This is a genomic window from Thalassotalea sp. Sam97, from assembly GCF_041379765.1.
Lineage (GTDB): Bacteria > Pseudomonadota > Gammaproteobacteria > Enterobacterales > Alteromonadaceae > Thalassotalea_A > Thalassotalea_A maritima.
In genome coordinates this window covers 863,233-877,331 of record NZ_CP166919.1, presented here as the reverse complement: position 1 = coordinate 877,331, position 14,099 = coordinate 863,233, and the positions used below count along the sequence as shown (strand labels likewise).

Below are 14,099 nucleotides of genomic sequence, written 5' to 3'. Positions count from 1 at the left end.
AGAGAAAAACGTCGAGCTGATATTTATGTCTATAACATTCACAAAGGAAGTTTATAGTGACCACGGCGCACTAAATCAATGGTCCAAATCACACCGGTTATGGACAACCATAGCATCAACACCGCGAAAAACATGATTTGCCAATTGTTAAAGCTGCCTTGGTGGTTATAGTCCATAAAGTGCAGCATAAAAAAGATATCAGCAAAACGTTTATCATCATCGCTATGGCCTACAATGCGGCCAGTATCCGCTTCAATGTAAACACTGGTGTTTACCTCATCGCTAAAGTTTACTCGCCAACTTGGGTTTTGCTGTTTGGGGATATCTTCAATATGGTGTTTGAGCAAGGTAGTCGAGGTCACCTCACCCGGGCCATTGTATGATTGCAAGGCCAGCTCACGGGCAAAGTCTGCGTCTATGTGTGTTCGGTTACCCGTTTTGGCGTGATACAAACTGTAGTGATTGGTAAAATGTGGATACAAACCTTTTTCGTGGTTGAGCAAATAGTATGGTTGCCCTAATAACGCTACTAATTTGACTGAGGTGACGGGGTTAGTTTTAACAATAATTTCGCTGATATCAATGAAGTTATCACTCACTTCAGGCGGGTGCTGTTGAACATGAGCGCGGTATTGATGACCACCAGCTTTATGGTGATCCATCAAGGTAAAATACATACCCGATATCAACCAAATCAGTAGCTGAACACCAACCAATAATGACGCCCATTTATGAACTTTCCTTAACCACTGCATGATGTTTTTCCTTCTCCATCCACCCCAAAAACTTACTTTATCTGAGCATGCCCTAAATACCAACTTTTTGCAAAATCGCTTGTTGAGGGCATGTTGAACTTTGCTGTATGTTTTTGCAGCTGTTTAGTGAGTTTTTTTACAAGGCTGCGCTTATGATGTGTGGTTATTCCACATGATTAAGCAATAACGCTGTAAAAATGCTCACTAAACGTTGTCCAAAGGATTCGCTTAAAAGTCATTTTCTCATTGTTGCAGTTCGTTGGTATGGAATAACCATACCTCTCTCGCTGCACCTCGATTAAATACCTTTTAACGCAAACAAAATTTATACCACAAAGTTCAACGCGCCCTCATTTGTCTAAACCTTCGCCCCAAAAATAAGTGAACGGTTAAAATCGTTCCAGCAATAGCCGCTAATATGGCAATCACCGAACTCCAGAATAGCAACTTATTATCGACTTCACTGTCTTGATAGTCCATCACATGGAAACGGAACATCCAGTCAAATAAACGCCACCACTCATGCCGTTTCGTCACCACCTCGCCAGTTAACGACGATACGTAAATAGCCGGTTCGCCAAAGTCATCAAAATCAACACGCCAAGCTGGTAATCTTCGCGCACTTAATTCAAACGGAGGATTGTCTTCGATTAGCTCAACCGATAATACCGCACCACTACCGGTGTATTCATGTTGTGCAACAGCAATTGCTTGTTGTTTATCTAGTGGCGCTAACTGCTCGCCGGTTGTCGCATCAACAAGGTATTTTGTTTCTCCAAGTTGAAAACGGTATGCCGGTTTATCAATCAACACGCCCAAACTTAGGTTTTGTACCTGCCCATATTGACTAAGTAAATCATTGAGTGATAACTGAACTTGCTCTGGATTCACTTTGGTTTGGTGGTTTTCTACTAAGGTATTGCCATGAATATAGTTAATATCAAAAAATACCATATAGGCGCCGGTAACCGACCAAATCATAAATTGTGCGCCAACAAACGCCATTAACCATTTATGGTATTTGCGACTGCTATGCAGCAATTTAAAAGGTGGCTTATTATTGTCCTCTAAGGATCTGCTTTTCCACAACAAATACACCGCAGGCAATACCAACAAGGTGAGAATAACCGCACTCGCCATACCACCGACCATAGGCGCAGCAATACGACTCATTACCTCAGAGCCGGTACCGGTACCGTATAAAATCGGCAATAAACCAATAATAATCGTTGCAACCGTCATCATCACCGGACGCACACGAAGGCCAGCACCCTGCATAATCGCGTCAATCAGGTCCTTATGGGTAAATGAGCGTTGTTCAGCTTTCGCCTGCTCGATGGCTTGTTGATACGCTTGGTTTAGGTAAACCAACATGATCACGCCAATTTCTACTGCCACCCCAGCCAGCGCGATAAAGCCAACCCCCACAGCGACTGAAAAGTTAAAGCCCTCAAGATACATCAGCCAAATACCACCGATCATCGCCAACGGTAGCGTCGCCATAATGATGACCACTTCGGCGACGCTTCGAAAGTTGAGGTACAACAACACAACGATAATGGCTAAGGTTAATGGCACCACATAACTTAGCTTTTGCTGCGCACGTTGCATGTATTCATACTGCCCTGCCCAGCTAATGGAATAACCCGCTGGTAACTCGATGTCACTGGCGACTTTCGCTTTTGCGCCTTCGACGTAACGACCAACATCAACACCTTCAATATCGATAAAGGTCCAACCGTTGATTCGTGCGTTTTCACTCTTAATGCCTGGCGGACCATCTTCGACATACACGTTAGCGACATCGGCTAAGGCAATACGTTGGCCGTTGGCGCTTACTATCGGTAACGTTTTTAACTGCTCAGGCGAGTCACGATAATCTTGCGGGTAACGCAGGTTCACCGGATAGCGTTCGAGACCTTCCACCGTTTGCGCAACATTCATACCACCGATAGCGGTTGCCACTACCTGTTGCACATCACTGATGTTTAAGCCATAGCGAGCAGCTTTAATCCGGTCGATATCCACCTTAATATAACGACCGCCAGCTACCCGTTCAGAATAAACCGAGGCAGTACCCGGGTAGTCCTTTAGTACCTGTTCAATTTGTTGACCGATATCTTGAATAACCGCCAAGTCTGCACCAGCAACCTTGACACCAACAGGCGTTTTAATACCGGTTGCTAACATATCGATACGGGTTTTAATCGGCATAACCCAGGCATTGGTTAAGCCCGGAAACTTAACCAACTTATCAAACTCTTGCTTGAGGCTATCGGTGGTAACGCCTTCACGCCACTCTTCACGAGGCTTTAACTGAATGAAGGTTTCTATCATGGTCAGCGGCGCTGGATCGGTTGCGGTTTCGGCGCGGCCGACTTTACCAAACACGTTTTCAACCTCTGGTACGGTTCGGATTAGCTTATCAGTTTGTTGCAGTAACTCGCGCGCTTTACCAATCGATATACCTGGATAGGTAGTAGGCATATACATCAAATCGCCTTCATCCAGCTCAGGGATAAACTCACTGCCAATATCATCAAGCGGCGTAAAACCAAACCAAGTGATGATAACCGCTGCAATAATCGTTGCTTTCGGGTACGTTAGCACTTGCTTTAACAGCGGTTTATAGCCGCCAATCAGTAAACGGTTTACTGGGTTTCTATGCTCTGAAATAATTTTGCCACGAACAAAATAGCCCATCAGTACCGGAATTAAGGTTATTGCTAAACCCGCAGAGGCGGCCATCGCGTAAGTTTTGGTGTACGCCAATGGCGCAAACATGCGCCCTTCCTGCGCTTCTAAAATAAATACCGGCAAAAAGCTGACGGTAATAATCAACAAACTAAAAAACAGCGCAGGACCTACTTCCGATGCCGACTTGGCGACAATTTCCCAGCGGTTTTGCTCTGTTAATGGCGTTTTTTCTATATGCTTATGCATATTTTCAATCATCACTATGGCGCCATCAGTCATAGCGCCTATGGCAATAGCAATACCGCCTAACGACATGATGTTGGCGTTAACGCCCTGAAAATACATAATGATAAACGCCACTAGAATACCGAGCGGCAAACTGATAATGGCCACGATCGATGAGCGGATGTGGAACAAGAACACCACACATACAAGGGCGACTACCGCCAACTCTTCGAGCAGTTTTGACCAAAGATTATCAACCGCACGTTCAATTAAACCTGATCGGTCATAAACCGTGACGATTTCAACACCGTCAGGTAAGCCGCGCTTAAGCTCTTCTAGCTTTTGTTTAACGCCAGCTATGGTTTGCTGCGCATTTTCACCAAAGCGCATGACTACCACACCGCCAACCGTTTCACCTTCCCCATTAAGCTCAGCAACACCGCGACGCATTTGCGGACCAAGGTTAATGTCAGCAACATCCCCCAGCAACAGCGGTGTACCATTAACATTAAGTCCTAACGGGATGGCTTCTAAATCGGCTATTGATTGGATATAACCTGAAGCGGTGACCATGTACTCGGCTTCGGCCATTTCCACCACCGAAGCCCCCACTTCTTGGTTACCTTGTTTGATGGCGGTTTGAATAAGGCTAAGCGGTATATCGTAAGCGCGTAGTTTTTCAGGGTTAACCATCACCTGATATTGCTTAACCATACCGCCAATCGCGGCTACTTCAGATACACCGTCGACGGTCTGCAGCTCATACTTTAAAAACCAATCTTGAATACTTCGTAACTGGCTAATGTCATGCTGACCGGTTTTATCAACCAAGGCATACAGGTATACCCAGCCAACGCCAGTGGCATCGGGACCAAGCTCTGGTTTAGCCGTTTGTGGTAAACGCGGCGCAACTTGCGATAGGTACTCTAATACGCGCGAACGTGCCCAGTACAAATCGGTGTCATCATCAAAAATGATATACACATAAGAGTCGCCAAAAAATGAATAACCACGCACGGTTTGCGCGCCTGGCACCGACAACATCGCGGTGGTCAATGGATAAGTAACTTGATCTTCAACAACCTGTGGTGCTTGCCCTGGGTATGAGGTTTTAATGATCACCTGCACATCCGATAAATCCGGTATGGCATCAACCGGGGTGTTCTTTAACGCAAAAACGCCAGCGCCGACTAATATCGCTGTCGATAACAACACAAAAAAGCGGTTAAAGACCGACCAATGAATAATACGTTCTATCATTTATGTCTCTCGCTTTAGTGATGTTTGCTGTGATCCATATGTTCCGAATGGTCCATATGCTCATCTTGCGTTGCAACGTTGCTCATGTCGACAATGATAAAGTCATCTCTCACTTCAAAAGTAAAGGTGATTTCATCGCCTTCTTTAAATGTCGTTAAATCAATCGCGTCGCTGACAACAAAGTCCATGGTCGCCGCTGGTCGGTCCCATTTTTCGATTGCCTCTCGACTGATATTAACCACGCGAGATTGACCATCAATAGCATTGATCACCCCTTTTACGGTTGCCGTTGATACTGTTTCTTCTTCGTCAGAAGGCTCTGACATAATGTGAATGCCCGTGACTTGGTACTGGCCGTCACCGCTTTTGGTTACTTCAAAATGTAAGGTTTGCCCTGCTTTTAAGCTGTCTATGTCAACACTGTCGGCCACCGCAAAGTCCATAGTCATTTCAGGCCAATCCCACTCTGTTGCCGCTTCATGAGTAATGTTAACCATATTGTGATCGGCCATCACATTATTCACTTCACCTGCCATCCACACCGATGCTGGTTGCTCGGTGACACTCATGCGTTGAAAATCGGAGTTTTTACTGGACTCAGAATCAATCAAAAACTGCGCTGAGGTAACCACTTCATCACCTTCTTCGATGCCATCGAGAATTTCAATATGCTCAGAGTTCACGCGGCCAATGGTTACCGCAACAGATTTAAATTGACCATCGCCTAGCGCCAGTACGACACGGTCTTGTTTACCTGTGCGGATCACCGCTTGCTTGGGCACCAACAAGCTGGCACGGTTTGACCCGGCATCAATGGTTACTTGGGCAAACATGTTCGGTTTTAATAAATACTGCGGGTTAGCAAACTTTAATCGTAAACGTAGTGTACGATTGGCGCGGTTTAAACTGGGGTAAATATAATCCACCATCCCTTGCCAACTCCTGCCAGGCAAATAATCAAGCGTCATCGATACTTTTAACCCTGGCTCTATAAGCTCTGCGTCACGTTCGAATACTTCTGCTTCAACCCAGACTTGATCAAGCTTAGCGATACTTAACAGGGTATTGCTTGGCGTAACATAAAACCCTTCTCGGATCTTTAAACCATCGACGATACCAGCTTGTGGTGCATAAAAGGTGATATGTTGCTGCGCTTTGCCAGAACGCTGTAAACGTTCAATAAACTGTGGCGATAATTGCAGTGCTGCTAAACGACTTTTGGCGGCCTCAATTAAGGTACGGTTGTTACGTTTTATGGCGATCAGCAATTCTTCTTGGGCATTGACCAACTGCGGTGAGTATAAGCTATATAAGGCTTGACCTTTTTTGACCGGGTCGCCTTCGGCTTTCACATAGAGCTTTTCGATCCAGCCATCGACACGAGGATGGACATGAATCATGCTGTCTTGATCATACTTTACATAGCCAACCGTTGTGATTTCTCTATCGATGTAGTTTTTCTCAACCTTATCGGTACGCACGCCCAAGTTATTAATAACATGTGGGGCAATTTTTACCGCACCGGGACCAAAATCATCACCAGCGTTGTCTTCTTCATATACCGGAATCAGATCCATACCCATTGGCGATTTACCTGGTTTATCGCGGCGATAATTTGAATCCATTGGTGCAACCCAATACAGTGGCTTTTTCTCTTTTTCTTCACCTGCAGTGGTATCTGTTGCTGTATTGTCAGCGAACAAAAGCTGCCAGCCAGTTACACCAATGGCGGCACCGACAGCAACCGCAACAAGCAGTTTCATCACAGATGTATTATTGTTGGTTGACATTATTGTTCTCCCGAGTTTTGAGCAGATACAGACGACACGCGCTCACCCGTTTTCGTCTCGATATTGATATTTCTATGTGAAGATTGAGGTAAAAAGTAGTTAATACGAGCAACGGTTTTTAAGGCATTAACATCGATTTGTAGCGCAGAAATGCGTGCATTTAATTCGCTAATTCTGGCCCGCACCACATCGGCAAAATTGCCATTATCATTGGTGTAAGCCGTGAGCGCCGCTTCAGCGTGATCATGCGTTTGCTTTAATAGCTGTTGCTGATAAAGCGCTTGGCGTTCAGCTAAACGGTTAAGTTGTTTTAATTCGGCGTCGACGGCGCTGACCATTTGCTTTATTAGCAATAACTTTTCGGTTTTTACCGCTTCGCTTTCGGCCACCGATGCGGCGACAGTTTTATCTTGTTTATTGGCTGTAAATAATGGCACATCAAAACTCACCCCAAGCGAAAACAAATCCGCTCTATCGTCGCCTGTTGGAGTGTCAGCACGGTAACCATAGCTAGCATTGACCGCCCACTGTGGCTTATATTGTTGTTTCGCCAGTTTAACGGCTTGTTGTTTTACTTGTTGCTGCACATCAATCGCCATTACCGCTGGGTGACCGGCAAGCTCCGTTGCTAATGCATGACGAGAGTAACCATCGTACTTTAACAGCGAAGGCTTATTTAGCACGAGTGGTGGTAGATTAGTATCGACCGTCAATGACGTTAGTTGTTTGTTAACGTCATATGCTGACGATGCATTGCTGGCTTCATATACGTACAGCCACTCATGCAAACGCGCCAATGCCGTTTCTAATTTTTGTTGCTCAACCGTGATCCTATCATCAAGTTGAATCAACTCTAATTGAGCGCGAATAACGTCTTGTTGCTTGGTATTACCAATCACGTTGGCATAGTTCGCTGTAGCTATCTCCGCCATTTGCAAAAACAAAGTACGGTCAGCCTCAATTAAGGCGAGGGTTTGTTGCGCTAAGTAGGCATCTAACCATAACTCAGAAACAGTGCGCTGTACCTTAGCCTGTCGATTTTCTCTGAGTAAGGGATATTTACTACTTTCAATCGCCAGTTGCTGCTGTTTAATGGCAAGGCTATCGCCGCGAACAAACTTTTGCGTTACGCCAACTTTTAATTGAGTCATGCCTTCTTGCGAAAAATCCCAACTATTGGTTGGCATATTCATTAAACTCAGCGATACCGTGGGATCCGGTAATGTGCCGGCGGCAATACTTTGCTGTTCAAGTGATTGTTGTTGTAATTTACTGCTGCGTAACCAAGGATCGTTTTGTTGTGCGATGGCTACTGCCCGCTCAAGCGTTAACGATTGCGTGATAGCATCGCTATTTTCGGTTGCGGCATTCACCATAGTGCCATGCATTACACTGCAATACAGCAAACTGAGTACAGCAATAAATCTAGCCTTAGAAAAAAATGACATTAAAGCAGCTCCTTATTGCTCTTTTTAGCGCCGTTAATTGTGCCGGTGTTATCGACTTTTGACAGCGTCATCGCTGACCAAATTAATAAAAAATGTTTCATTATGCCCAAAGTAAACAGGTTATATCGTGACAATAAAATGTTGAAAAGATGAAAAAACGCGCGGAATATGTGCAAGCACTGTGTTTTCAACGAAAAACAGGCGCACTAACCCCGTATTAGGCAAAAATGGGTGGGCGATATAAGGATCTAGAAAGGCGCATGGCATGCTGCTGCTCGGTAACGATGCGAGCAGGTAAATTCACCAGGTACGCTATGGAATAAGCGTGTGATGCGACGGCACTGGTCGATGAACAAGCGTTATCAGGGCATGTACATTCGGTGCCACAGCAATTTTCGGCAACGGTTGCGCTATAACTGGCTATGTCACTATCCCCTAGCATATGCTCGTGCATCGCATGGTGATTCATTTCGCTGTGTTCTGTTGCGCTATGTGTTACACGATGTGGCATAAAATCATGCTCTGCTGAGCTGCGTTTGCTTGTCGCACTATGCTCGCTACTATGGCCTTTATGGTGTGCCTCATGACTCGCCATATCACACTTTGTAGTCGCGAACGCAAACGATTGCCCAATCAAGGCAATCATCGTAACCATCAGCAGTATGTAAGTAGTAATTGATTTAGACATAGTATTATCAATAGCGAAAAACTTAGGGGCTGTTGATCTTTGTGGTATTAATTTTGTTCTAATTAAAAGGCATTTAATCGAGGCGCAGTGAGAGAAGTATGGTTATTCCATATAAGCGAACTGCAACAATGATAAAATGACTTTTAATCGAATCCTTTGGACAGCGTTTAATGAGCATTTTTGCCGCGTTATTACTTACTCATGTGGAATAACCACAATTCATAAGCGCAACCTTGCATAAATGCTCACTAAGCCACTGCAAAAAAAATACAGAAAAGGTCAAAAGCCCCTCAGAGAGTAAGACAAAAACAGCTAAATGTAAATAGTGTGCACTGGCTGTGAGGGTCGCAAAAAGTTAGCTACATAACTTTAGAAAAGTAAATAATTTCTTATACTTGTAGATACCTAGCGAAAAAGTTCGAGACTCAAACAATGAGTACTGGCAATACCTTTGTGGCTACAAATGGTGACATCTATACCGATAACAAGCGCTACATGTGGCTTGTGTCACTGCTTATTCCTGTTACTGCGATAACAGGACCGCTACTGTACATCCAATTTAACAATGAATTGTTTTTATGGGCTTTTTTACTTATTTGGTATGGTCTGTTTCCATTACTTGATGTGATCTTAGGAGAAGATACCAGTAATCCACCTGAATCGATTATTCCACAATTAGAAGCCGATACATACTATCGTCTTATCGCCCTAATTCATGTCCCCGTGGTTATATGTTCGTTTATTTTTCTTGGCTGGTTTGTCGCGCACTTTGATTTATCGCCCCAGGGTTATTTGGCGACGGCATTGCTTGCCGGCTACATTGGCGGTCATGGTTTAAACATTGGTCACGAGCTAGGTCATAAACGCCATAAATTAGATAAGTGGATGGCGAAATTAGTATTAGCGATTGCCGCTTATGGACACTTTTTTATAGAGCATAATCGTGGCCATCATGCCCAGGTTGCCACTCCAGAAGATCCAGCCTCTGCGAAAATGGGCGAGAGTATTTATCGCTTTGTATTACGTGAACTACCTGGTGGCTTTGTCCGAGCCTATCAACTCGAAAAGCAACGATTTATGCGTAAAGGGCTTTCCCCTTGGACCATCAAAAATGAATTTATCCAAACCATATTAATGACGCTTTGCGTTTATATCGCAATGGGATTATGGCTCGGATTAGAAGTAATTCCTTATTTGTTGATCGCCGCATTTTGGTCGATGTGGCACCTTACTTCGGCTAATTATGTTGAACATTATGGGCTAAAACGAAAAACATTGGCTTCAGGGCGTTACGAGAGACCGCAACCGCATCACAGCTGGAACAGCAATCATATATTTTCCAACTGGGCGCTGTTTAATCTGCAACGCCACTCAGATCACCACGCCAACGCATCACGCAGTTATCAATCGTTAAGGCACTTTGAACATTTACCGACATTACCGAATGGTTACTTTGGTATGTTTTTGCTCGCCTACATCCCTTGGCTTTGGTTTAAGGTAATGGATAAGCGACTCATTGAGGTTACCCACGGCAATATCGATGAACTCAATATTTTAACAAGTAAACGCTCAAAACTTATAGAAAAACACCAGCTAACAAAACACTAACATGGTCACAAATGTAGCCGTTAGTCTGGCTGCAAGCCCCACTGTAAAGAGGGAACAAAGCCAAATGCAGAAGCTTTAATCGGCGTCCAAAATATAATTTGAATAATGTTTAGGCATTTCCAAATTAACGTGTTACTATAGCGGAGTTAAATTTGTTCTACCCTATATCGATCATCGCTTCAACGCACTAGTTCTTCGTTCGTCACTTTTAGTTTCTGTCCTGAATAATTGTTACAAGCTATTCGCTTATGTTAGTTCCTCTTTAGCAATACTCGTTGCAATGCAACATCAATAAATTTTATTTAGGAGACAGTTATGTCTAAATCTACAGGTACTGTAAAATGGTTTAACGAAACTAAAGGTTTCGGTTTTATTGCTCAAGCTGACGGTGGCAAGGACGTTTTCGTTCATTACCGTGCAATCGCTTCAGAAGGTTTCAGAAGCCTAACTGAAGGTCAAGAAGTTGAGTTTATCGTTGAGCAAGGTCCAAAAGGTCCTCAAGCAGCTAACGTTACTGTTATCTAAGCTGACGATATAGTGTTAAGCCAAGTATAAGCTTGGCTTATTATCTCTTAACCATTATTGGGAGAACCAATTAATTAAATTTTATCAGGATAAATATGTCTTTATTAACAAGTGCTTCGGGTAATGAATACCGAAACTCACCAATTTCAAATGTTGTTATAAACAAAAATACCGTTACCTTTCACAACGCTAACGGAATACACAAAGTTGAATTAGCCTCCTCTGTTGAACGAATCCATTTTGTCAATTGGCTGTTGTCATAACTTTGCACATTCACAGTTAACAACCTCGCTTTATCACTCACCCACTGACTCTGATAGCCGGTTAGATTATATGTAGTAGCTGAATCCTCTCTCTTTACAGAAAATCTATAGTTGTCCCGTGTTACCCGAGTGATCCAACATGAACTCTCTTGTTGTGCAGTGATTGCTTGTGCCGTTAAGTCAAAATACTCACTCAACCCAGTTCTAACAATCAGTGCTTTAAAAAGTCATTCTGACTAGCTTGAGCCCTATTACCTTTTCACGTTTTACCATAAAACGTCATTATTTGACTGGCGCGTATTAATTATCAAAGTTTTTAATGAATTTGTCGCCAAGAAAAACAAAGCAGCAGACAAAAAGCCTATGACGTTTTAGAACACGGCTTTGATGGCTCAAAAGCCAGCAAATTGCTCAGTAGCTTTATTGTGGTGCTGATAATTGTCAACGTATTAGCGGTTATTATTGAGTCCTACAAACCTATCGGCGATAAATACCAGCAACAATTCTATTTATTTAACCTATTCTCAGTCGCTGTTTTTACTATCGAATACCTCGCAAGAATTTGGGTGTGCCTTGAATCAGAGCACTTAAACGCAAACGCTCCACTCAAATCTAGAATTCGCTATATGCTAACGCCAGTATCATTAATCGATTTTATCGCCATAGCACCATTTTATTTATCTTTCCTATTTACCGTCGATTTACGCTACTTACGCATGCTGCGCATGTTACGGCTACTTAAGCTCACCCATTACTTTAAAGGGTTACGATTGTTTATTGATGTGATGATAAAAGAGCTACCAAGCGTTGGCGCGGCAATTATCATTATGGCGGTGCTTGTTATTCTCGCTGCTGGCGTGATGTATAGCGTTGAGCACACCGCACAACCCGAGGTATTCGACAGCATTCCAAGCGCCATTTGGTGGTCGGTCGTTACCATGACCACAGTCGGATATGGCGACGTCACCCCGGTCACCTTTTTAGGCAAATTTATATCAATATTTATTATGCTACTGGGCGTTGCCATTGTTGCCCTGCCAGCGGCAATGATGGCAGCAAAGTTTGGTGATGAATTGCGATCAAGAAAACAAAGCCTGGAACGCGAAATTGTCACCGCCCTAAAAGATGGCGTAATCAGCTATTCAGAGCAACAGGCCATTGATGAGTTATCAGAATCACTCGGCATATCAGGCAAAGAAGTGGAGCTACTTATTCAAGACTGCAAAGCACAAAAAACACATTCAATAACCTGTGATAAATGTGGCAATAAGATCAAGATACCGAGTGACAAGCCTATATCGAGTAGCAAACAATAAACCCAATAAAGGCAATTCTGATTTTATGGGAAGGTTACATACCACAAATGTGTTGAATAAATAAACACTTATATCGTAACATCTTATTTAATAAATAATGTGATTTTAAAACTATGCAGGCAAAAGCAAGTTCGACACATTGACTAGTGGAGTAATCATGAGAACCCTGAACTCAACCCGTAAGTTTTTTACGATTGAAAGCTTGTCTGGCATATTGCTATTAATAATGGCTGTGCTTGCCATGCTCATTAAAAATACGGGAGGAGCAGAAGCCTATAATGCTCTGCTTTTTGCTGAGATAGAAATCAGAGCAGAAGCCTTTAGTATCAACAAACCGTTATTGCTGTGGATAAATGACGGTATTATGGCGATTTTCTTTTTTGTAGTCGGGCTTGAGTTAAAAAAAGAGCTTTTGGTTGGTAAGCTCTCAGATCGACGCACGCTGATGTTACCCGTTGTAGGAGCTTTAGGTGGAGTACTGGTTCCTGCATTAATATATTTATCCCTTAACTGGGGCAACACACTATCAGCTCATGGCTGGGCAATACCTACGGCAACAGATATTGCGTTTGCCCTAGCAGTACTTTCGATATTAGGAAATCGGGTGCCAACGAGCCTAAAATTATTTTTGATGACGTTAGCTATTCTAGATGATCTGGCTGGCATTATTATTATCGCTTTTTTCTATACCGATTCTATTTCTTGGCTGTCGTTACTTTTGGCAAGTATTGGTTATCTTATCCTATTCACATTCAATCGAACTGGTGTTAATCGAATAGCGCCTTATTTGTTAGTTGGTATTTTTATCTGGATTTGTTTTTTAAAGTCAGGTGTTCATGCCACCATTGCTGGTGTGGTTAACGCCTTTTTTATTCCTTTAACGCTTTCCAAAGCAGGAAAAACAGATCATAAAAATGGCCTGCTCAGTCAACTGCTTCACAACTTACATCCTTACGTAGCAATAGGTGTGTTACCCCTATTCGCATTTGCTAATGCCGGGGTTCAACTCGATACTACGAATTTGAGTAATCTATTTACATCAGTGCCTGCCGGTATTGTATTGGGGCTTTTTATCGGTAAGCAATTGGGCGTATTTAGCTTCAGTTTTATCGCCATTAAACTCAAGCTTTGTCAGTTGCCTCAAGGAAGTAATTGGGGACAGCTTTATGGAACGTCAGTATTATGTGGTATTGGTTTTACAATGAGTCTATTTATTGCTTCATTGGCTTTTGCTCATGGCGGTGCAGGTGAAGCTAGAATTGATCGATTGGCAATTATTTTAGGATCAATCTTATCTGCCTTATGGGGTGTTATAGTTCTCTATCTCTCAAGTCGGCCTCAAAAAAGCTCTATAGAATGAGCAAGACTTTAAGAGGAGTATCAACTGCTTCATTTCACCGTATTGGGACTTCCTCTGGTAATAGATGCTCCGTGCTTACGATTTAAATAGAGTACCGTTAATCCGCCCCTTTCATCTTCTTTCAAAATGGCGAAGATTTGTGTTTCCGTGAATCGTTGATTTTC

Annotated in this window: 8 protein-coding genes and 1 pseudogene; 4 read left to right on the top strand and 5 right to left on the bottom strand. The window is 43.2% G+C overall.

Features of this window, described 5'->3' with window-relative positions; genetic code table 11:
- Positions 1–38: 38 nt before the first annotated feature.
- From ACAX20_RS03860 to ACAX20_RS03840, 5 genes and pseudogenes are all read right to left on the bottom strand, one after another.
- Positions 39–755, bottom strand: a complete 717-nt coding sequence (locus tag ACAX20_RS03860) for a PepSY domain-containing protein (protein WP_371188753.1) — start codon at positions 753–755, stop codon at positions 39–41.
- A 1,065-nt stretch (positions 756–1,820) separates the two neighbouring features.
- A pseudogene (locus tag ACAX20_RS03855) lies at positions 1,821–4,937 on the bottom strand (efflux RND transporter permease subunit); the annotation flags it as partial.
- Positions 4,938–4,951: 14 nt separating this feature from the next.
- Positions 4,952–6,727 carry an efflux RND transporter periplasmic adaptor subunit gene (locus ACAX20_RS03850; RefSeq protein WP_371188751.1) on the bottom strand — a complete coding sequence of 592 codons (1,776 nt, stop codon included), beginning with the start codon at positions 6,725–6,727 and terminating at the stop codon, positions 4,952–4,954.
- Complete coding sequence (locus ACAX20_RS03845; protein WP_371189571.1) at positions 6,727–8,115, bottom strand: TolC family protein; 1,389 nt, start codon at positions 8,113–8,115, stop codon at positions 6,727–6,729. The genes ACAX20_RS03850 and ACAX20_RS03845 overlap by 1 nt, the downstream gene beginning before the upstream one ends.
- Before the next feature lie 277 nt (positions 8,116–8,392).
- Positions 8,393–8,863 carry a hypothetical protein gene (locus ACAX20_RS03840; RefSeq protein ID WP_371188749.1) on the bottom strand — a complete coding sequence of 157 codons (471 nt, stop codon included), beginning with the start codon at positions 8,861–8,863 and terminating at the stop codon, positions 8,393–8,395.
- Positions 8,864–9,295: 432 nt separating this feature from the next.
- Between ACAX20_RS03840 and ACAX20_RS03835 the strand changes: the two genes are divergently transcribed.
- The 4 genes from ACAX20_RS03835 to nhaA all read left to right on the top strand — a co-directional run bounded on the left by ACAX20_RS03835 (position 9,296) and on the right by nhaA (position 13,935).
- The gene (locus ACAX20_RS03835; protein WP_371188747.1) at positions 9,296–10,471 is read left to right on the top strand and encodes an alkane 1-monooxygenase; all 1,176 of its coding nucleotides are present in this window, start codon (positions 9,296–9,298) and stop codon (positions 10,469–10,471) included.
- A gap of 315 nt (positions 10,472–10,786) precedes the next feature.
- Entirely contained in the window at positions 10,787–10,996 is a 210-nt protein-coding gene (locus tag ACAX20_RS03830) for a cold-shock protein (protein WP_371188746.1), read from the top strand.
- 670 nt (positions 10,997–11,666) lie between these two features.
- A complete protein-coding gene (locus ACAX20_RS03825; protein ID WP_371188744.1) occupies positions 11,667–12,575 on the top strand; it encodes an ion transporter in 909 nt (302 codons plus the stop codon).
- Between the two features lie 157 nt (positions 12,576–12,732).
- The gene (gene nhaA, locus ACAX20_RS03820) at positions 12,733–13,935 is read left to right on the top strand and encodes a Na+/H+ antiporter NhaA (RefSeq protein WP_371188742.1); all 1,203 of its coding nucleotides are present in this window, start codon (positions 12,733–12,735) and stop codon (positions 13,933–13,935) included.
- Positions 13,936–14,099 lie beyond the last annotated feature (164 nt).